The organism is Kitasatospora sp. NPDC029367 (assembly GCF_055569135.1).
Map to the genome: position 1 here is coordinate 68,893 of NZ_JBVHYH010000011.1, position 20,872 is coordinate 89,764.

Consider the following 20,872-nt stretch of genomic DNA (forward strand, 5'->3'; position numbering starts at 1 on the left):
GGGCCGGTGCGGATCAGTGCATCGCGATGCCGGCGCTGTCGCCGCTCGGCAGGTCGCTCGCCTTCGCCTTGATGACGAGGATCGCGACCAGCAGCGCGACCCCGGCGAGCACCGCGCCGACGATGAAGCCGTGCGAGATCCCCTGGGCGAGCACCGAGTTGGCGGCCTCGGAACCCGGCGGGAAGTCGTGCTTCTCCTGGAAGTAGGCGAGCTGGTCCGGTGCGGCCGTGTGCATGAAGGCGGGCAGCTGCGCCTGGAACTCGGGCACGGCGTAGTGCGCGAAGACCGTGGTCAGGATCGACAGGCCGAGCGAACCGCCGATCTGCTGCATCGAGTTGAGCAGGCCGGAGGCGGCGCCGGTCTCCTCGCCGGGGACGCCCGCGACCGAGAGCAGCATCACCGGGACGAAGATCAGGCCCATGCCGAGGCCGAAGATCACCGTCGGGGCCAGCACGCCGTCCAGGTAGCCGCTGTCCTTGTGGATCTGGGTCAGCCAGGTGAGGCCGATGGTGACCAGCAGCGCGCCGCCCACCATGAACGGCTTCGGGCCGTACTTGGCCTGGAAGGCCGAGGCGAGCTGAGCGGCGATGATGATCGACACGCTGATCGGCAGGAACGAGACACCGGCCTTGAGCGGGCTGTACCCGAGCGGGCCCTGCACGAACAGGACGACGTAGAAGAAGATGCCGAACATGGCCGCGGCCAGGCAGAGCATCATCACCAGGCCGCCGGTGCGGTTGCGGTCGGCGAACAGGTGCAGCGGGGTGATCGGCTGGTCTGTGCGCCGCTCGATCACGATGAAGGCGGCCAGCAGGAGCGCACCGGCGGCGAAGGAGCCGAGCGTCAGGGGGTCCGACCAGCCGTCCGAGGCGGCCCGGATGAAGCCGTAGACCAGGCCGACCAGGCCGAGGGTCGAGGTGAAGGCGCCGGGCAGGTCGAAGCGGCCCGGGTGGCGCTCGGACTCGGCGATGTAGCGCGGCGCGGCGATCGCGATCAGCACGGCGATCGGCACGTTGACGAAGAACACCCAGCGCCAGTCCAGGTACTCGGTCAGCAGACCGCCGGCCAGCAGGCCGATCGCGGCACCCGAACCGGCCACCGCCGAGAAGACGCCGAACGCCTTGTTGCGTTCCGGCCCCTCCTCGAAGTTGGTGGCGATCAGGGCGAAGGCGGTGGGTGAGCAGATCGCGCCACCGATGCCCTGGAGCGCGCGGGCGGCCAGCAGCAGCGTGCTGTCCTGGGCGAAGCCGCCCAGCAGCGAGGCCAGGCCGAACAGCAGGGTGCCGAAGATGAACACCCGGCGGCGGCCGAGGATGTCGCCCGCCCGGCCGCCGAGCAGCAGCAGCCCGCCGAAGGTCAGCGTGTAGGCGTTGATGACCCAGGACAGGTCGGTGGTCGAGAAGTTCAGCGCGTCCTTGATGTGCGGCAGCGCGATGTTCACGATGGTCGCGTCGAGCACCACCATGAGCTGGGTGGCCGCGATGACGGCCAGGGTGATGTTCTTCCCCCGGCCCTGGCCGGTTTTCGGCGGTGAGTTCTTGCTGAGCGTGTCGGAGATAGCCACGAACTGTGCCCCCTGCTGGCTGTGCGCGCGGTGCGGTCGGTGCGATGGGTGTGGTGGATGCGGTGGGTGTGGTGGTGCGCTCGGTGCGCGGGAACTGCGGTGCGTCGGCGGTGCAACGGTGGTGCATCGGTGGTGCTTCGCGTGTCCGGGGCCGCAGCGGATCCGCCGGCCCGAACGCGCCGCTGCGCTTCGGCGCAGGCTGGGAAGGAACGATGCCGTTCACTAATCTGGACGATAGCCTGGGCTCGATAGTGAACGCAAGCGTTCCTTAAGGATGGTGGCAATGGATCGGTTGACATGGCGCCCGGCGGCGGACCGGACGTCCGGGGGCTCCGCCGTGCCGTTGCCGTCCGGCGTGCTCCCGGTGGCGCCGGGGGTTTCCGTGGCGCCAGGCGTACCGGCGGTGTCGGGCGTACCGGTGGTGCCGGGAGTGCAGCCGGTGTCGGGAGCGCCGGGAGAGGGGTCTGAGCGCTATTGCCCGGTCCAGGCCGTCCGCGAGGCGCTGGCCCGGCCGGTGCGGCGCCGGGGGAAGGAGTTGGAGAACGCGATCTTCGAGGCCGCGCTCGACCAGCTCACCTCCGGCGGATTCGCGCGGCTGACGATGGAGGGCGTCGCCGGCGCGGCGCGGACCGGGAAGGCCGCGCTCTACCGGCGCTGGGCGTCCAAGGACGAACTCGTCCTCGACGCCCTGGACGCCACTCTGCCACGCCCCTGCGGCATCCCCGACCTCGGGTCCACCCGGGCCGAATTGCTGCAGCTCATCGAGCTGTTCACGGACGAGATCTGCTCCCGGGCGGGCGCCGCCCTGCACGCGCTGATGGCCGAGCTCTCCCAGCAACAGGCCGAGGTGTTCAAGGACTTCATCGTGCAGCGGGTGGTCGGGCCGACCAAGGACGCCATCCTGGACATCCTCCGCCGCGGCGTCGAGCGGGGCGACGTCCGCCCCGACGCGGTCACCCCGCTGGTCGCCGACGTCGTCCCCGCGATGCTGATGTTCCAGGTGAAGGTCTCCGAGCAGGCCCTGGCCCCGGACTTCGCGGTCCGGCTGGTGGACGACGTGCTGGTCCCGATGGTCCGCCGGACGTAGCCGGTCGGGGGCCTCCGTAGGCGGGCTTAGGCTGGAGAGCGCCCCATCGGAGGGGGCTGCACTGCCGAACGGAGTCCGTGATGCCCATCGTCCCGCCGACGCACTCCGTCGAACGCTCGCTCCGCCGGGCCGGCGCCAAGGTCGTGGTCGGGCTGGACGAGGTGGGACGCGGCGCCTGGGCCGGACCGGTCACCGTCGGGGCCGCCGTCACCGGCCTGCGCAAGCCGCCGGAGGGGCTCACCGACTCCAAGCTGCTCACCGAGCTTCGCCGCGAGGCCCTCGCGCCGGTGCTCGCCGACTGGGTCACCGCGTACGCGCTCGGTCACGCCTCGCCGCAGGAGTGCGACGAGCTCGGCATGACGGCGGCGCTGCGGCTGGCCGCCGTCCGCGCGCTGGCGGCGCTGCCGGTCGAACCCGACGCGGTGATCCTGGACGGCAAGCACGACTACCTCGGCGGCCCGTGGCGGGTGCGCACGGTGATCAAGGGCGACCAGTCCTGCATCTGCGTCTCCGCCGCCTCGGTGCTCGCCAAGGTCCACCGTGACGGGCTGATGGCCGAACTCGGCGAGAACTGCCCGGAATACGGCTTCGCGGACAACGCCGGCTATCCGTCCCCGGTGCACCGCTCCGCGCTGGACGAGTTCGGCCCCACCGAGCACCACCGGCTCTCCTGGGCGTACTTGGACGCACTGCCCAAGTGGCGTCACCTCAAGCGCGGCCGGGACGTCATCGGCGCCGGTCAGGGATCCGCCGACGAACAGTTGACGCTCGGTTTCTGATGGTCCGTCTGGAATTGCCCGGGGTGGGGGTGACGGAGGTCCCGTGCCCAATGGGTGGGGCGCCCGTGCGCGTTCGACCGGCATTTGATAGATATCCGGGTATGCCTGTCTTCCCCGAGGAGCCGGAGATTCACGAGAGCCTCCCGGGCCCCGGCGTTCCCTTCCCCCGCGAGTCGGACGCACAAGCCCTCCACGCGCCTGCCAGCGGCGGCGCACCCACCACCGCACCCACCACCACCGCCGCCGCGCCGCTCCCGGTGCCCGGCCCGCGCCCGGCGCCCCCGCGTCCGGCACCGCCGCGTGCCGACCGTCCGGGACCGTCGCGCCTGATCCCCAAGCCCGGTCCGGCACCGCGCCGCCCGGCCACGGCTCCGGCCCCGGCCACGGCCCCGGCCGCGTCGCAGGTCGAGGTCCAGCGCATCGCGGCCACCCCGGCACAGGCGCTGGAACGCGCCGACGACGCGGTCGATCTGCTCCTGGACTCGGGCCGCGACCCGGGCCAGATCCTGGTGCTGACCGTCGGCGACGCCCACCCCTGGCAGCAGCACGAGCTGTCCTTCGGCGAGGAGCGCTACTGGGCGCAACTCGCCGAGGGCGGCGACGTGTTCTACGCGGACGCGGCGCTGACCAGGCCGGTCCGCCGCGATGTGGTCGTGCTGGTGGTCAACGGCGGTTCGCCCGCCCGGGCCACCGAGGCGTACGCCGACGCGCTCGGCCGCGCCAACACCCTGCTGCTGGTGTGCGGGGAGGCCGGCCCGGCCGTCACGGGGGCGTCCGCAGCCGCACCCGGGCGTCCGGTCAAGGCCTGACCGAAGCTCCGACCGTCGTCCTCACCCCGGGCCCGGTGCCGTACGGTGCCGGGCCCGGGCTCGTTCGTACTGCCCGTCCGCGTTGCCCGTCCGTACTGCTCGCGGCCCGTGGCCGGCGGCTCGGACCGGTCACCACGTGTCGGCCAGCGCTGCCGGTCAGTGAGTGCCGGTCAGCGCGTGCCGGTGCGCCGGCCCGGATCCACGGCCGCGACCCGCGCCGGGATCCACGGCGGCTCGGCCTGCGGTGAGCGCTGCGGGGCGTCGGCCCGCTTGGCCTGTTCGGCGGCCTGCTGCCGGGCCCGCTGGCTGCGCGGGGCGTCGTCGAGCACCGACCGCGGCGGCAGCTCCGTCACGATGTGCAGCGGCCCGTCCGCCCACGAACCCGCGTGTGGATTGCGCCCGCCCCGCCCGTCGCCGAGGATCTGCCAGCCCGTCGCGGTGAGCCCGATGTACGAGCCGCAGCGCAGCCCGTGCAGCCCGGCCGCGTCCCGCAAGGCCCACATCCAGGCGCCGTCCTGTTCCGTCCAGCCGGGCGCACCGTCGCGACAGCGCAGCAGCACGGCCGTCCGGGTCGGCTCGGGCTGGCGCAGGTCGTGCGGGGTGACCCGGCGCAGGTGCGTCAGCAGGGCGTTCCGGTGCTGCCAGCCGTCGGTGTCGTGCGGCCAGGGCGTGAACGAGGCCGAGGCTGCCAGGTGGTGGAGCGCGTCCAGGACCGCCACCACGACCGTGCCCGGCTGGGGCAGGTGACGCTGGTGCAGCTCCAGGACGAACTCGCGCGGATCGCGCAGCAACGGGATCCCCGAGGCGGTCCAGGTCTCCAGGTCCAGCAGCCGTCTGGGCGCCGAACCTCCGGAGAGGGGATGCTGACCTCGGTCGATACCGTTGATCACGATCCTCCTTCCTGGCCCGTGGGCAGGCGGGTGCCTGGGTACGCCGAAGGGCGGGCCCAGCGGACCGGATTTCGGGTACCTCCCAATTCTCAGGGCAACGGGGCCAGAGCGGCAACGATGAAATGATGAACGCCACCCGATAGCCCATGTTCTGCCGGATATGTTCCAGGTCGGCCCGAGTGGGGTTCGGGTGACGCCCGACCTTGATCCACATCACGCGAAGGGCATGTCGAACCGTTGTCGGCGCGCTGGGCCCTCCTTTCTCCGGTCGGATCTCCGATGTGATCGAAATCGCCCTGGCGACTCCTTTCTGTTAGGCCATTCGAGTGATGGCGGCCTCGGGGGCGAGGGCAACCCGCCGCCCGCTCACCCCTGCACCCCCAGGACCAACGGCAGCACCGCGCCGGCCCCCGCGCGGCGCAGCAGCCGGGCGGCCACGGTGACCGTCCACCCCGAGTCCACGAGGTCGTCCACCAGCAGCACCGGTCCGCCGGCGGCCGCCACCGCCTGCTCCAGCTCCGGCGGCAGCACCAGCGACCCGGCCAGTGAGTGCAGCCGCTGGGCGCTGTTGCTGCGGGCCCCGTGCGGCGGCAGCCCGCCGGCGTACTCGATCCGGCCGAGCAACGGCAGCCGCCCGACCTCGGCGATTCGCGCGCCGAGACTGCCGACCAGCTGCGGGCGGGTCGAGGAGGCCATGGTCACCACACCGACCGGCCGCTCCAGCCGGGTGCCCTCCGCCGTCGCGGGCCCGGCCCAGCCGCCGGGGCCGCGGGCCCAGTCGGCCAGCACCGCCACCAGGGCGTCCACCGCCTCGCCGGGCACCGGCACGTCCGGCGCCTGGTCGGCGAGCAGGGTGCGCAACCGGGTGCCCCAGCCGATGTCGGACAGCCGGCCGAGTGCCCGGCCGGTCTCCGCCTGTTCGCCCGCCGGGATCCGGCCCTTCAACGGCACCCCGAGTGCGTCCATCCCGGTCGGCCAGAGCCGGCGCGGTTCGAAGCTCACGCCCGGGCGGCCGAGTGCGGCCCGGGCGGCGGCCAGTGCCTCCGCGGAGACCTCCGGGGTGTGCAGCGGCCCCGCGCAGTTGTCGCACCGCCCGCAGGGCACGGCCTGCTCGTCGTCCAGCTGGCGGCGCAGGAACTCCATCCGGCAGCCGGTGGTCGCCGCATACTCGCGCATCGCCCGCTGTTCCGCCTCCCGGGAGGCGGCGACCTTGGCGTAGCGGGCGGCGTCGTACGCCCAGCTCTGCCCGGTGGCCGTCCAGCCGCCCTTGACCCGGCGGACGGCGCCGTCCACGTCCAGCACCTTGAGCATGGTCTCCAACCGGGCGCGGCGCAGGTCCACCCGGGGCTCCAGGGCGGCGGTGGAGAGCGGGCGGCCGGCCTCGGCGAGCGCGTCGATGGTGCGCCGCACCTGCTCCTCCGGCGGGAAGGCGAGCGAGGCGAAGTAGCGCCAGATCGCCTCGTCCTCGCGCCCGGGCAGCAGCAGCACCTCGGCCCGGTCCACTCCGCGGCCGGCCCGGCCGACCTGCTGGTAGTAGGCGATCGGGGAGCTGGGCGAGCCCAGGTGGACGACGAAGCCGAGGTCGGGCTTGTCGAAGCCCATGCCGAGCGCGGAGGTGGCGACCAGCGCCTTGACCCGGTTGGCCAGCAGGTCGGCCTCGGCGGTCCGGCGTTCGGCGTCCTCGGTGCGGCCGGAGTAGGAGGCCACAGGGAAGCCGCGCTCGCGCAGGAAGGCCGTCACCTCCTCGGCGGCGGCCACCGTCAGGGTGTAGACGATGCCCGAGCCGGGGAGCCGGTCGAGGTGGTCGGCCAGCCAGGCGAGCCGGTGCGCCGGGTCGGCCAGCGCGAGCACGCCCAGCGTGAGGCTCTCCCGGTCGAGCGGGCCGCGCAGCACCAGGGCGTGCTCGTCGGTGCTGCCGGTGCCGAGCTGCTCGGCGACGTCGGCGGTGACCCGGGCGTTGGCGGTGGCGGTGGTGGCCAGTACCGGGACGCCGGGCGGCAGGTCGGCCAGCATGGTGCGCAGCCGGCGGTAGTCCGGGCGGAAGTCGTGGCCCCAGTCGGAGATGCAGTGGGCCTCGTCGACCACCAGCAGGCCGGTGGAGGCGGCGAGCTTCGGCAGTACCTGGTCGCGGAAGTCCGGGTTGTTCAGCCGCTCGGGGCTGACCAGGAGGACGTCGACCTTCCCGGCGGCGACCTCGGCCTGGACCTCCTCCCACTCCTCGGTGTTGGCCGAGTTGATGGTGCGGGCGTGGATCCCGGCCCGGGCCGCCGACTCGACCTGGTTGCGCATCAGGGCGAGCAGCGGGGAGACGATCACCGTCGGCCCGGCGCCGCGGGCCCGGAGCAGGGCGGTGGAGATGAAGTAGACCGCGGACTTCCCCCAGCCGGTGCGCTGGACGACCAGTGCGCGGCGGTGGTCGACCACGAGGGCCTCGATCGCCGTCCACTGGTCCTCGCGCAGGCTGGCGGCGGGGCCGGCCAGCTCGCGCAGGACGGCCTCGGCCCGCGCCCGGACCTCGGCGCGGTCGGCGGTGGCGGTGGTGTGGAACTCGGGCTGCTGCATGGCCTCGATGTAACCCCATGCCGCCGACAAGGGGCGAATGCGGGTGGGACGGCGGAGGGGAAGGCCGGGTGTATTTCATCCGTTGATCCGCTGAACGGCCGCTGAAATTCACTCTCCGGAGTGGCCGTCGTGTGCTCCGATCGAGCGAAGGAAAATTCGGGGGCCGAGTTATCCACAGGAAAAGAGAAAGTGTCGGAGTCGTTCTCGCATTGCGGCCACGCTTGCGGCCATGAACGAGATGAACAACGAACACGTCACCCTGTCCCTGGGCCCGGCTTCCGAGCAGCGGCCCGTCCTCATGCGCGGTCCGGCCGACATGGCCGAGCTGTTGCCCTACCTCCTGGGGTTCTACCCCGACGACAGCATCGTCGCGGTGGGTCTCCAGGGCCCCGACCTCCACCAGGGCGGGGTCATCCGGGCGGACCTCCCGGCCTCGCCCGCGGACTGGCCGGCGGCGGCCGAGGAGACGGCCGCCCTGCTGGTCGCCCTCTCCGAGCGGCACGGCAGCCGGCCGTTCGAGGTGCTCCTCTACCTCTGCCAGGATCGGGTCACGGCGCACGCCCCGCCCGCGGTGGGCGAACTGCGGCCGCTGGCCGACCAACTGCGCGCGGCCTTCGGGCGCCGGGGAGTGGCCGTCAAGGAGTCGCTGTGCGTCTCGGACGGCCGCTGGTGGTCCTTCCTCTGTCGCCGGGAGGGCTGCTGCGATCCGGCGGGCAACCCGGTGCGGCGCGGGCCCGATCCGGGCCCGGCGGCCGCCGCCGCGACGGTGGCCGGCCTGGTGCCGCGCGGCAGCCGGAAGGCGATCGTCGGCGCGCTGGCCCCGGTCGGCCCGCCGGCGGACGCCGCGCAGCGCGGGGCGCTCGCCCGCGCCGAGTCGCTCGCCGGGTCGGTCTCCCGGGAGCAGGGCCTCGCACTGCTGGAGCAGGCTTTCGCCGAGTTCGCGGCCGGTGCCCGGGAGCTCGACGAGGAGCGGGCGGCCCGGCTGCTGTTCGCCCTGCGGGACCGCCTCACCCGGGACCGCGGCGTCGAGTTCGTCCGGCCGGCCGAGCTCGCCCCCGCCGAGCGGCTCTGGCGCTTCCTCGCCCGGCGGGCCGTCCCGCCGTACGAGGGCTGCGCGGTGGCCCCGCTCACCCTGCTGGCCTGGGCGTCCTGGGTCGCGGGGGACACGGCCACCTCCCGGGTGGTGCTCGGCCACGTGCTGCGGCTCTCGCCGGGCTACCTGCTGGCCGAGCTGCTGTACGAGTCGATGAACGACGGCATGTCGCCCGGGGCGCTGCTGTCCGCCGTCGAGGCCCAGCGACGGCGGCGCGAGGAGCGCACGGCGGCGGCGCGGCGCGGGGTCGGCTCCGGGCCCGCGACCGACGACGGGCCGGGGGCACCGCCGGGCGCCGAGCGCGCCCCGGACGGCGAGCCCGGGCCGCGCTCCGGTCCGACGGGCGGGGCGCGCCGACGGCGCCGGGGCGGGCGGCGGAAGGGCGGTTCCGCGGCCGCCGCCCCGACCTCGACCCCGACGCCGGCCCCGGACGATCAGGGCCCGGGCGGTCCCGACCGGTCCGGCGAGCCGGGGTCGGCCGGTCGGCCCCGGGGCTCGGTCGCCCTGCTCCCGGCCCCGGGCTGCGGGCCGGCGGCCGGGGCACGGCCCACCCGGGGCGTGCGCCTCGGCCGGGTCGGGGCCTGCGCCTCCGCCGCCGTCCGGTCCGGTACCGGCCTGCACCGCTGCCGCGGTGCCCGACAGGCGGTGAGAGGAGCCCGCCGTGCGCACTGAACCGCCCGCCGCCCCACCGGTCGGGAGGGTGCTACGCCTCCCCGTGCGCCATCTTGATCAGCCGGTCCAGCACCTTGCCGCCGCTCACCCGCAGGCCGTCGTGCTCCCACTCGTTGGTGATCCAGGTCCGCAGGCCGCGCACCGCGCGGGCGGTCTCCAGCGAGTCGGCGGTGTCCACGTACATGTCGTCGTGGTACACCGCCGCCACGACGGGCACGGTGTTGGCGGCCAGCCGCGCCGGGTCGTAGAGGTCGGGCCAGTCGGTGCGGGCGGCGAGCAGGTCCGCGGTCTCCTTGAGCGGGCGCAGCGCCGGATCGGTGTCGAACATCCAGGGGTAGATCATCTCCCCGGTGAACAGCACCGGGGCGTCGCCCGCCAGCGCTGCCCGGGCGTCGAACTGCGGGAACTCCTTGCGGACCCGCTCCGCCGACCAGGCGGTGCCGCCCTGGTCCACCGAGCGCTGGCCGTAGATCGACTCGTGCAGCACGGCGTACAGCGGGCCCTCGGCGAAGGAGAGCCGGGCCTGGACGCCGGCCAGGAAGGTGTCGGAGAGCTCGGCCCCGGCCGGGCCCTCCACCCAGGCCTCCTCCAGGAGGTAGTGCAGGGCTCCGGAGCCGCTGCCGCCGCCGAGCATCATCCCGAGCACCTGGAAGGCCTCGACGGTGAGCAGTCCGCCGTCGGGCAGCGTGGCGGGGGAGTCGGCCAGGTGGGCGGCGATCCGCCGGACGGCCTCGACGTCCTGCGGGAAGCGGGCGTAGTGGTCCTCGTTCTTGCGGACGACGCGCGGGTAGGCGGCGCGGTAGACGTCGTCCGCCGAACTGCCGAGGCCGGAGAGGCCGCCGGTGATGAAGGCCTCCGTCAGGCCTTCGGGAGCGAAGGAGAGGTAGGTGAGGGTGCAGAAGCCGCCGAAGCTCTGGCCGAGCACGCTCCAGCGCCGGTCGGCGCCGAGCAGCCGGTGGCGGATCAGCTCGGCGTCCCGGACGATGGCGTCCGCGCGGAAGTGAGCGAGGTAGTCCGCCTGCTCCTGCGGGCCGCCACGCCGGGCGAGGGTCTGCCGGGTCGCGGGGGTGGACCTGCCGGTGCCGCGCTGGTCGAGCAGCAGCACCCGGTAGTCGTCCAGGGCACGCTCCAGCCAGGCGTCCCGGCCGAGCGGGCGGGCGGCCTTGCCGCCGGGGCCGCCCTGGAGGAACAGCAGCCAGGGCAGGTCGTCCCGCTCGCGGCCGGAGGCCACCACCTCGCGGGCGTAGACCTCGATCTGCTCGCCCTCCGGGGAGGCGTGGTCGAGCGGGACCTCGAAGACGTGGTCGGTCGTGACAATCCCGGGCAGTCGGCTGACGGTGGACATGCAACTCCTCGGTCTCTGCTGGTCACAGCGGTTGCGTCGCGGTTCACGGGGTCACCGGCTACGGGCGCCGCGACCCCCGCACCGTATCCTGACCGCGGTCGAGCACCGGTTCGACCGCCTCCGCCCACCGGACCGGTCGGCCTGCGGCGCCCCGGCCCCGGAGTGCGGCTCGGGCCGGGGGCGGCTCCGAGTCCCTGGGAAGTCCTCCGGTGACGGCCCGGCAGGGGCGGCGCGACCGTCCGGCGGCCGGGCGCGACCAGCGGCAGCCCCGGCGGGCGTGACCTGGCGGCGGTGCGCGGCGTTCACCCCCCGGGGGCCCTGCGTCCGGCGGTCGCGGAGACGGGGTGGCACGGGCGGGGCGTCACCGGCAGCCCGGGGGCCCGGAGGTGACGGCGTACCGGGCACGACCGGGGGCGCCCGACGCGAACGGCGCGGAGCGCCGGTACCGGACCGGTACCGCACGCCGCATGGCACGGCCCACCGTCGGGTACGGCCAGACACGGCACCACCGCCGACGGGAGCGAGCCCGTCGGCCGGGCACCACCAGCAGGTGATCGAGCATGCTCGCGGCCCACCGGCCTGACAGCCACCGGACCGCCGAGGGGAGGAGAGTCCGGTGACCGCCATGAGGCCACTGCAGGCCATGCCGGCCGAGAGCGTGGTCGGCGCGCCCAGACCGGTCGGCCGTCCCGACCAGTTCCCGGCGGCCGGGCCCGCAGGCGCACCCGTCGGCTCCGGCCGGCCGGCGGCCCCGCCGCGCCCCCAGCCCCCGGCCGTCCACCACGTGCTGCTCTGCGTCAACGCCCCGGCGATGGCCGCCTCCGGGCCGGACGGCCAGCTGCGCGGCCACGGTCTGCACGGCTTCTACCGCAACGGCGTCCGGGTGCTGGCCCGGATGGAGCTGCGGCTGGGAGGGATGGAGCCGCTGCCACTCCAGGGCACCCTGACCAGCGCCGCCCAGGCCCGCTTCCTCGGCGCGGTCCGCCTCCCCGGCGATCTCGACCCGGACCCAGCGCTCACGGTCGAGCGGCTGCGCCACGCGGACGGCGTGGAGACCGTCACGGTGCGCAACACCGGAGCCCGGCCCGCCCGGCTGCCGCTGGAGATCGCCCTCGGCACCGACCTGGGCCCGGTCGCCGAGATCGCCGCCGGGCACCGCCCGCCCGACCTGCCCGGCCAGGTGCAGTCCGCCGGGCTGCGCTGGTCCGGCCCGGTGCACAGCGCCGTGGTCGGGGCCAAGCCCTCGCCGCACGCCGTCCTCGCCGGGGCCGGGGTGCTCCGCTGGGACTTGGAGGTCCAGCCCGGCGCCCGCTGGTCGGTCGAGCTGCGGGCCGAACTGGAGAGCGTCCCCGGCGGCCCGCGCCCGCCGGGCGGGCGCGGCACCGGCGTCCCGCTGCCCTGGGCCGAACCGGAGGTGCGCAGCGACGACCCGCGCGCCACGCTGCTGGTCGACCGTTCCCTGGACGCCCTCGGCGGGCTGCTGTTCGCCGACCCGGACCGCCCGACCGACCTCTACCCGGCCTCCGGCGCGCCCTGGCGCTTCGGACTCGCCCCGGCCGACGCGCTCTGGGCCGCCCGGCTGACCCTCCCGCTCGGCACCCGGCTCGCGGCCGGCACCCTGCGCGCGCTGGCCCGCCGCCAGCAGCTCGCCCCCGCCCCCGGACGCACCGAGGGCCTGTTCCCCGGGGCCCTGCGGCACGGCGGCCCCGAGCTGCCGCCCACCTGCACGGCCACCGAGGCCACCCTGCTGTTCGTCACGGTGCTGGCCGAGGCCTGGCGCTGGGGGCTGCCCCGGGCGGAGGTGGTCGAGCTGCTCCCGTCCGCCGAGCGGGCCCTGGCCGCCCTGCGCGAGGGCCTGGTCGACGGCTTCGTCACCGACCTCGGCCGCCCGGCGGAGGACCGCGCCGCCCAGCCGGTCGCCGCCCGCGCCGAGGTGCAGGCGCAGGCCCACCGCGCCGCCCTGCACGGCGCCGAGCTGCTGGAGGCCTTCGGCAGGCCGGGCGCCGGGGAATGGCGGGCCTGGGCCGCCGAACTGCGCGGACGCTTCCGCGAGCGGTTCTGGATCGACGACCTCTCCGGCGGCCGCCCCGCCGCCGGGCTGGCCCCGGGCGGCCAGCCGCTGCCCGCCGTCGCCGCCTCCCTGGTGCACCTGCTCGACACCGGGCTCGCCGCCGACGGCGGCCGGCACGAGAGCCTGCTGGACCGCGAGCACACCCGGCTGCTCGCCCAGCGGCTGGTCGCGCCCGAGCTGGACAGCGGCTGGGGCCTGCGTACCCTCAGTGCCAAGTCGCCCCGCTTCAACCCGCTGGGCCACCGCGGCGGCGCGGTGCGGATCCACGAGACCGCGCTGGCGATCGCCGGGCTCGCTGAGGCCGGCCACGAGAACGAGGCCGGCGCCCTCCTGGAGGGCCTGCTCGCCGCCTCCGCCCACTTCGAGGGACGGCTACCGGAGATGTACGCGGGCGAGCAGCGCACCCCCGGCTGCCCACCGGTGCCGCACCCGGCCGCCTGCCGCCCGGCGGCGGTCTCCGCGGCCGGAGCCGTTCACGCGGTGTTCGCACTCGCCGGAGTCCGGCCGGACGTCCCCGGCGGCCGGGTCCTGGTCCGCCCGGCCAGCACCGCCCCGCTCGGCGAACTCGAACTGACCGGCCTGCGGGTGGCGGGGGAGCCCTTCTCGGTGCGGGTGAGCCGGATCGGAGTGGCGATGGTGGAGGAGGCTTCCGCGCACCTGCAACTGGTCGCCCGCTGACACCAGCCCCTGCCACCACCCGCTGGGCCCGTTCGCCGGGTCCGCCCGTGCGCGAACCGTGTCGGACGACCGGGGGTGCGGTGGCTGTGCGCTCCGCGCACGGGCCTGTGCTTATCGTCAGAGAGACGACTATGATCGTCGCCATGTCGCGCTACGATCCGTCGGCCTTCCCCCCGTTCGCTGTCACGGTTGACCTGGTGGTTCTGACGGTGCGCGACCACTCGCTCTGCGCCCTGCTGGTCAGACGGGGTGAGCCGCCCTACCAGGGGTACTGGGCGCTGCCCGGCGGCTTCGTCCGGCCGGACGAGGGCCTGGCCGAGGCGGCCTCCCGCGAGCTGGCCGAGGAGACCGGCCTGCGCGCCCACTCCGCCCCCGGCCACGAGGCGGTCGGCCCCGGCGCGGCCGGTGCCCACCTGGAGCAGCTCGCCACCTACGGCCACCCGCAGCGCGACCCCCGGATGCGCGTGGTCAGCGTCGCCTACCTGGTGCTCGCCCCCGACCTCCCGACCCCCCGGGCCGGCGGTGACGCCAGCAGCGCCCGCTGGGCGCCGGTCGGCGAACTCCTCGGCGGGAGCCCGGCCGACGGAGTTCCGCTGGCCTTCGACCACGGCCTGATCCTCGCCGACGGTGTGGAGCGCGCCCGCTCCAAGATCGAGTACTCCTCCCTGGCCACCGCCTTCTGCCCGACCGAGTTCACCGTGGGCGAGCTGCGCCGCGTCTACGAGGCCGTCTGGGGCGTCGCCCTCGACCCGCGCAACTTCCACCGCAAGGTCACCGGCACTCCCGGTTTCCTCCTTCCCTCCGGGGGCACGACCACTCGTCAGGGCGGTCGCCCGGCGCAGCTCTTCACCGCCGGCGGGGCGACCGTCCTCAACCCGCCGATGCTCCGCCCCGATTCCTGAGCCCCGACGACCCCGACCGGCCACTCCGGACCCGGCTCCCCCCGGACCCGGCTCACCCCTGCCCCCGCCCCGCCCCGCTTCCTTCCGCGGTCGCCGAACGGCCCAGGCCCGGAGGCCGGTGCGGCGCCACCGGCGCACAGTGGCCGTGGACGCTCCGGGCACCGGACCGGAGGCCTTCGAACCGTGGGAGCCCCCTGATGGCCATCGACGACTGTGCCCGGCAGCGACGCATCATCGAGAGCCGCGTGGAGGAGTTCAAGAACCTCACCGCCGCTACCGACCGCACCGAGAAGCAGCTGGCCGCCCTCAAGGCCGCTCACGCCGACCCGCAGGCCATCGCCTCCGCGGAGGAGCGGCTGAGCGCGGAGCAGGAGCAGCTGGCCCAGATCGCCGTCGCGGGCAAGACCGCCGTCGAGGAGTACCAGGGGGAGTGCGTCGGCCAGCCACTGCCGCCCGGTGCCGCGGAATTCCTGACCACCGATGCTCCGGCCGCCGACCCGGGAAGGGGCAAAGCCGGCGGCCCGTCGTAGCCGCCGCCCCGGTGAATCGCAGGATCGGATTGTCCCCTGATCGGGTGAGGTGGGCAGTCGGTGGGCCCGTGGCGGTTCGGTAATGCCCGGAATCGGCGGCGCTGACCCCTAATGTGCTGGCGTCGAGCAGGTCGACCGAGGGCATGGGAGCAGCCAGCGATGATCCAGATCACCGGACTGACCAAGGTCCATCGCAAGGGCGCCCCGCCCGCGGTGCTCGATCTGACCTTCGACGCCCGGCCCGGGATGGTGACCGCACTGCTCGGCGACGAGGGGGCGGGCAAGTCCACGGCGCTGCGGCTGATGCTCGAACTCGAACGGGGCCAGGGCATCACGCTCTTCGAGGGCCGCACCTACCGCCGGATCCGCCGCCCCGAGCGCGAGATCGGTGTGCTGCTGCCGGGCCCCGGGGAAGGGGCCGCGGCGGTGGCCGGGAACCCGGGCCGCAAGGCGCGCGGGCACCTGCGGATGCTGGCCGCGGCGGTCGGCGTCCCGACCCGTCGGGTCGACGAGCTGCTGGAGCAGACCCGGCTGGCCGCCGTCGCCGGACAGCGGCTGCGCACCTTCTCCCCGGGGATGCACCGCCGCCTCTCGCTGGCGGCCGCGTTGCTCGGCGATCCCGGCACCTTGCTGCTGGACGCGCCGACTGAGGGCCTGTCCCCGCGCAACGTCGAGTGGTTCCACTCCTTCCTGCGCTCCTTCGCCGTCGCGGGCGGAACCGTGCTGGTGACCACCCGCACCCCGCAGGAGGCGGCCCACCTGGCGGACCGGGTGGTGACCCTGGACCGCGGCCGGATGCTGGCCGACCAGCCGGTGGCGGAGTTCTGCCGGACCAGGCTGAGCCCCGAAGTGGCCGTCCGGGGGCCGCAGATGGCACGGCTCGCGGATCTGTTGGTCAGTCAGGGCGCCGAGGTTCGCCGGGACGGCGGCGCGGGGATCGCGGTGGCGGGCATCGACCGCACCGAGATCGGTGAACTCGCCTACCGCCACGGGATCCTGTTGCACGAGCTGGCCGACCGGGTGGTCGAGCAGCCGGTGCCCCGCGCCGCCCTGCCGACGGCCTCCGGCCGCTCGGGTCGGCTCCTTCTCCAGCCGGAGGCGGGGACCGGCGCCGAGGCCCCGCGACCCGGCCCCGAGTCGAGCCCTGCGTCGAGCCCCGAGCCCGGCCCCGAGCCCGGCCCCGGCCCGGTCCATCGGCCCGCCGCCGACCCCACCGCCGCCGACCCCACCCCGGGCGAGCCCGTGCTCCCCGGAGCCGCTGTGCCGGAGCCCGCCTCGGAGGGCCGTTCCCGCGAGGACGCGGTCCGGAGCACCAGGGCGCTCCCGGTCGCCGCCGTGACGGCCGCCCTGCCCGTCCTCGCCGCCACCACCCGGAAGCCGACCCCCGCGTCCGCCCCCACCGTCGCCGTGGAGCGGCTCTTCCGCGACCGGCCCGCCCAGGCCCCCGAGCCCCTCGCCGAGCCGGTCCGCACCGCCTCCGCCTCCGCGGCCGCGACCGCCTCCGTGGCCGAGGCAGTGACCCAGACCGAGCCCGTGACCGTGCGCACGCCCGAGCCGCGGCCCGCCATCGGGAGCGGCGCCGACCTGCTCACCGACGACACCGTCCGCCTCGGCCGGGTCACCCCCGGCAACAGCCCCGCCGCCTCCGCCGCCCCCGCGACCCCTGCGGCCCCCGCCACCCCCGACGACCACCGGAGCGAGTGAACCGTGCGTGTCCTGGCCTACGAGCTGCGCCGCCTGCGCGGCCTGCGTTCCACCTGGCTGCTGCTCGCCGCCGTCCTGCTCTGCGACGCGGTCGTGGCCGCCGTCCTGGCGAGCCAGGCCCCGCCCGGCCCGCTGGGCGGCCCGGCCGGGGTGCGACTGCTGACCGCCGCCGTCCCGCTGATCCTGCTGCCCTTCGCGGCGCTCGGCGCCGGTGTGCTGGGCGCGCTCTCGTACGGCCACGAGGTGCGTCACCCGGGGCTGGCGGCCTCGCAGGTGGCGTACGGGCGCCGGGTGCGGCTGCTGCTGGCCAAGCTGCTGGTGGTCGGCCCGGTGGCGGCGCTGCTGGCGCTGGCCACCCTGCTGGTCGACCTGGTGGCCGTGCACCTCGCGCTGCCGGACGGCGTGACGGTGGCGGCCCGGACCGATCCGGGCGCGCTGTCCGGCGGCGCGTCCGCGGCGCTGGGCGCCGTCGGGCTGGGCGGGCCGGCCGGCCTGCCGGGCCTGTTCGCCCCGCTGGCCCCGGCGATCGGGCACGGGGTGCCGGCCGCGCTGCTGGCCTTCGTCCTGCTGACCGTGGTGGCCGCCTGGACCGGTGTGCTGACCGCCTCGCTGACCCGCAGCGCCGCCGCCGGGGTGCTGCTGCTGTGCGCGCTGCCGCCGCTGCTGGAGTCCGGTGTCGCCCTGCTGCTGCGGCGCACCGGCCGTCCGTGGCCGACCCGGGCGGCGGAGCTGCTGCCCTTCCAGTCCGGCGTCGAGTGGGCCTACGGCTGGGTGTACGGCGGAACGCGCGAGGCGGCGGCCGGGGGCGGGGCGTTGACGGACCCGGCGCTGCTCGCGGCGGTCGCAGCCCCTGCGGGGGCCCTGCTGCTGGCCGCCCTGCTCGTCCAGGCCCGCCGCCGCGCGCTCTGACCCACCCGGCGCCCACCCCAATGCCCCACCCCGATGCCCCACCCCGTGGACCGGCACCGCCCGTCCCGGGGTGGTGCGCCGTCCCGAACCACCAAGATCGACCAGCAGTGACCGCAATGCGCGGTTCTTCCTGATAAGAAGTCAATTATCCAGTCACGGTCGATCACCCTTTCGTGTGCTTTTCACGAGAATTCTCAAGCTGCGCCTGCCGATCGCCGACAAAGGAGGCGTGAGTACCCTTGCGCACCCCACCATGACCCCCGCCCGTTCCGCCGACGGGCCGATCCACGGCCCCGGCGACCTGGACCGCTTCTCGTACGCCGACCGGCCGACGCCGCCGGCGCCCCGTTGGGAGGGCGCCGAGTCCGACATCGGCCGGGTCGGCCGCAAGACCACCAGCAGCCGTGGTCGCGGCCTGCACGGCCAGCTGGTCCAGCAGCTCGGCCAGATGATCGTCTCCGGCGACCTCGGCGCCGACCGTCCGCTCGTGCCCGAGGAGATCGGCCAGCGGTTCGAGGTGTCCCGGACCGTCGTCCGCGAGTCGCTGCGCGTGCTGGAGGCCAAGGGCCTGGTCAGCGCCCGCCCGAACGTCGGCACCCGGGTCCGCCCGGTCAGCGACTGGAACCTGCTGGACCCGGACATCATCGAGTGGCGGGCCTTCGGGCCGCAGCGGGACGAGCAGCGCCGGGAGCTGTTCGAGCTCCGCTGGGCGATCGAGCCGCTGGCCGCCCGGCTCGCCGCCGGCCACGGCCGGGAGGACGTCCAGCAGCGGCTGGTCGAGCTGGTCGAGATCATGGGCCACGCCGCCGCCCAGGCCGACCTGTCCACCTACACCCGGGCCGACGCCGAGCTGCACGGGCTGGTCCTGCAGATGGCCGGCAACCGGATGCTGGAGCACCTGTCCGGGATCGTCTCCTGCGCGCTGCAGGTCTCGGGCGGTCCGACCATCTCCTGTGAGCGGCCCTCCGAGTCCTCGGTCAACCTGCACGCCCGGCTGGTGGACGCGCTGGGCACCGGCGACGGCACCGCGGGTGAGGCCGCGATGCGCGCGCTGCTCACCGTCCACCCCGAGCTGGAGCCCTCCGTCCCCGCTCCCCGGGAGCACTGAGCGGGCTGTTCTCCGCGAGCGGGCCCGCCGGGTGCGGGCCGCTCCGCCAGGGCCCTCCGGCCGCCGCACCACGCGGCGCAACCGGAGGGCCTTCGCGTGGACGCCCGTGCGCCGCCCGTGTTCTGCCCGTGCGCCGCCCGAGTTCTGCCCGTGCACCGCCACTGCCCCGAGCATGACAATCAACTCCGGCGCGAGTGCGCGATGATGGATGACCGGCCCGGGGTCGAGGGCACCGAACGGTGTGACCCGCGACACCAAGGCCATGCGTAACACTTGACGAGTAGCAGCGATGTGTCCTGAGCGGAAGCAGCTCCGGAATACTCCAACATGTCAGAATGCTGTGTTGGTCCGCGGCGCTGCTGCCGTCCTGCAAACCCAGTCCTCAAGCCCGAGTCGGTCGGAATCGACACCGCGCGTCCGACGCGCGATCTCCTTCCCCGCCCGCTCGGGCGGCCGGTACGGGTTCGAGTCCACTCATCGTCCGAGAGGTTGTTCGTGTCGGCCAGCACATCCCGTTCGCTTCCCCCCGAGATCGCCGAGTCCGCGGCTCTGCTGGCGCTCATCGAGCGGGGCAAGGCCCAGGGGCAGATCGCCGGTGACGACGTGCGCCAGGCGTTCGAGGCGGACCAGATCCCGGTCACCAAGTGGAAGAACGTCATGCGCAGCCTCAATCAGGTGCTGATTGAGGAGGGCGTGGACCTCATGGTCAGCGCGGCCGAGCCGGCCGGCGCCAAGCGCAAGAGCGTTGCCGCCAAGAGCCCCACCAAGCGCACCGCCACCAAGGCTGTCACCACCCGGACCCCGGCCGCTCCGTCGGCCCCGACCAAGCCGCCCGTGCGGATCGCCCCCGGCGCTCCCGTCGCGGCTCCGGCCGTCGCCGCCGCCGCGGCGCCCGCCCCCACCGTGTCCGCCGACATCACCGTCGTGGAGACGACCACGGTCGTCACCGAGGTGAAGGCCGTTGCGGCGAAGAAGGCCGCACCGGCCAAGAAGGCCGCGGCCAAGAAGACCGCCGCGCCCGCCAAGAAGACCGCCGCCAAGAAGACCACCAGCGCCAAGGCCGGCAAGGGCGACGAGGAGCTCATCGGCGAGGAGGAGCTGCTCGAGGACGTCGCGCTGCCCGGCGACAAGGCGGGCGAGGAGGCGGAGCCCGAGGAGGAGTCGCAGGGCTTCGTCCTCTCCGACGACGACGAGGACGACGCGCCGGCCCAGCAGGTCGCCGTCGCCGGTGCCACCGCCGACCCGGTCAAGGACTACCTCAAGCAGATCGGCAAGGTCCCGCTGCTCAACGCCGAGCAGGAGGTCGAGCTCGCCAAGCGCATCGAGGCCGGCCTGTTCGCCGAGGACAAGCTCTCGGCTGCCGACAAGCTCGCCCCCAAGCTCAAGCGCGAGCTGGAGATCATCGCCGAGGACGGCCGCCGGGCCAAGAATCACCTGCTGGAGGCCAACCTCCGCCTGGTGGTCTCGCTGGCCAAGCGCTACACCGGTCGCGGCATGCTGTTCCTGGACCTGATCCAGGAGGGCAACCTCGGTCTGATCCGTGCGGTCGAGAAGTTCGACTACACCAAGGGCTACAAGTTCTCGACCTACGCCACCTGGTGGATCCGCCAGGCGATCACCCGCGCCATGGCCGACCAGGCCCGCACCATCCGCATCCCGGTGCACATGGTCGAGGTCATCAACAAGCTGGCCCGCGTCCAGCGCCAGATGCTCCAGGACCTGGGCCGCGAGCCCACCCCGGAGGAGCTGGCCAAGGAACTCGACATGACCCCCGAGAAGGTCATCGAGGTCCAGAAGTACGGCCGCGAGCCGATCTCGCTGCACACCCCGCTCGGCGAGGACGGCGACAGCGAGTTCGGTGACCTGATCGAGGACTCCGAGGCGGTCGTCCCGGCCGACGCGGTCTCCTTCACCCTGCTCCAGGAGCAGCTGCACTCGGTGCTGGACACCCTGTCCGAGCGCGAGGCCGGCGTGGTCTCGATGCGCTTCGGCCTGACCGACGGCCAGCCGAAGACGCTCGACGAGATCGGCAAGGTGTACGGGGTCACCCGTGAGCGCATCCGCCAGATCGAGTCGAAGACCATGTCGAAGCTGCGCCACCCGTCCCGCTCCCAGGTGCTGCGCGACTACCTGGACTGATCGGCGGCAACGACCGGTCGGCAGGCCCGG

Annotated in this window: 15 protein-coding genes; 11 read left to right on the forward strand and 4 right to left on the reverse strand. The window is 74.7% G+C overall.

Annotated elements, in window-relative coordinates; genetic code table 11:
- Window positions 1-13 precede the first annotated feature (13 nt).
- Window positions 14-1,465 (reverse strand): MFS transporter, encoded by a 1,452-nt coding sequence (locus ACZ4W5_RS08985; protein WP_465653702.1) that lies wholly within the window; start codon window positions 1,463-1,465, stop codon window positions 14-16.
- A gap of 538 nt (window positions 1,466-2,003) precedes the next feature.
- On the opposite strand from ACZ4W5_RS08985, the gene ACZ4W5_RS08990 reads away from it, so the two are divergent.
- From ACZ4W5_RS08990 to ACZ4W5_RS09000, 3 genes are all read left to right on the forward strand, one after another.
- Window positions 2,004-2,651, forward strand: coding sequence for a TetR/AcrR family transcriptional regulator (locus tag ACZ4W5_RS08990; RefSeq protein WP_360237535.1), 648 nt, complete (start codon window positions 2,004-2,006; stop codon window positions 2,649-2,651).
- 80 nt (window positions 2,652-2,731) lie between these two features.
- A complete protein-coding gene (locus ACZ4W5_RS08995) occupies window positions 2,732-3,430 on the forward strand; it encodes a ribonuclease HII (RefSeq protein WP_360237537.1) in 699 nt (232 codons plus the stop codon).
- 101 nt (window positions 3,431-3,531) lie between these two features.
- A complete protein-coding gene (locus tag ACZ4W5_RS09000) occupies window positions 3,532-4,239 on the forward strand; it encodes a hypothetical protein (RefSeq protein ID WP_465653674.1) in 708 nt (235 codons plus the stop codon).
- Between the two features lie 170 nt (window positions 4,240-4,409).
- Here the strand turns inward: ACZ4W5_RS09000 and ACZ4W5_RS09005 are convergent, their stop codons facing one another.
- Window positions 4,410-5,129 (reverse strand): hypothetical protein, encoded by a 720-nt coding sequence (locus ACZ4W5_RS09005; RefSeq protein WP_465653675.1) that lies wholly within the window; start codon window positions 5,127-5,129, stop codon window positions 4,410-4,412.
- A 366-nt stretch (window positions 5,130-5,495) separates the two neighbouring features.
- Complete coding sequence (locus ACZ4W5_RS09010) at window positions 5,496-7,691, reverse strand: RecQ family ATP-dependent DNA helicase (protein WP_465653676.1); 2,196 nt, start codon at window positions 7,689-7,691, stop codon at window positions 5,496-5,498.
- 229 nt (window positions 7,692-7,920) lie between these two features.
- Between ACZ4W5_RS09010 and ACZ4W5_RS09015 the strand changes: the two genes are divergently transcribed.
- Window positions 7,921-9,456: a DUF4192 domain-containing protein gene (locus ACZ4W5_RS09015; protein WP_465653677.1), complete on the forward strand. Its 1,536-nt coding sequence runs from the start codon at window positions 7,921-7,923 to the stop codon at window positions 9,454-9,456.
- A 31-nt stretch (window positions 9,457-9,487) separates the two neighbouring features.
- Here the strand turns inward: ACZ4W5_RS09015 and ACZ4W5_RS09020 are convergent, their stop codons facing one another.
- Window positions 9,488-10,801, reverse strand: coding sequence for an alpha/beta fold hydrolase (locus ACZ4W5_RS09020; protein ID WP_465653678.1), 1,314 nt, complete (start codon window positions 10,799-10,801; stop codon window positions 9,488-9,490).
- A gap of 625 nt (window positions 10,802-11,426) precedes the next feature.
- On the opposite strand from ACZ4W5_RS09020, the gene ACZ4W5_RS09025 reads away from it, so the two are divergent.
- From ACZ4W5_RS09025 to ACZ4W5_RS09055, 7 genes are all read left to right on the forward strand, one after another.
- The gene (locus tag ACZ4W5_RS09025) at window positions 11,427-13,550 is read left to right on the forward strand and encodes an amylo-alpha-1,6-glucosidase (RefSeq protein WP_465653703.1); all 2,124 of its coding nucleotides are present in this window, start codon (window positions 11,427-11,429) and stop codon (window positions 13,548-13,550) included.
- A gap of 143 nt (window positions 13,551-13,693) precedes the next feature.
- A complete protein-coding gene (locus ACZ4W5_RS09030) occupies window positions 13,694-14,452 on the forward strand; it encodes an NUDIX hydrolase (protein WP_360237549.1) in 759 nt (252 codons plus the stop codon).
- 197 nt (window positions 14,453-14,649) lie between these two features.
- Window positions 14,650-14,982, forward strand: a complete 333-nt coding sequence (locus ACZ4W5_RS09035) for a hypothetical protein (protein WP_360237551.1) — start codon at window positions 14,650-14,652, stop codon at window positions 14,980-14,982.
- A gap of 159 nt (window positions 14,983-15,141) precedes the next feature.
- Window positions 15,142-16,686, forward strand: coding sequence for an ATP-binding cassette domain-containing protein (locus tag ACZ4W5_RS09040; RefSeq protein WP_465653679.1), 1,545 nt, complete (start codon window positions 15,142-15,144; stop codon window positions 16,684-16,686).
- A 3-nt stretch (window positions 16,687-16,689) separates the two neighbouring features.
- On the forward strand, window positions 16,690-17,595 hold the full coding sequence (locus ACZ4W5_RS09045; RefSeq protein ID WP_465653680.1) for a hypothetical protein: 906 nt from the start codon (window positions 16,690-16,692) through the stop codon (window positions 17,593-17,595).
- A gap of 175 nt (window positions 17,596-17,770) precedes the next feature.
- A complete protein-coding gene (locus ACZ4W5_RS09050; protein ID WP_360237557.1) occupies window positions 17,771-18,703 on the forward strand; it encodes a FadR/GntR family transcriptional regulator in 933 nt (310 codons plus the stop codon).
- 489 nt (window positions 18,704-19,192) lie between these two features.
- Window positions 19,193-20,842 (forward strand): RNA polymerase sigma factor, encoded by a 1,650-nt coding sequence (locus ACZ4W5_RS09055; protein ID WP_402489660.1) that lies wholly within the window; start codon window positions 19,193-19,195, stop codon window positions 20,840-20,842.
- Window positions 20,843-20,872: the final 30 nt, after the last annotated feature.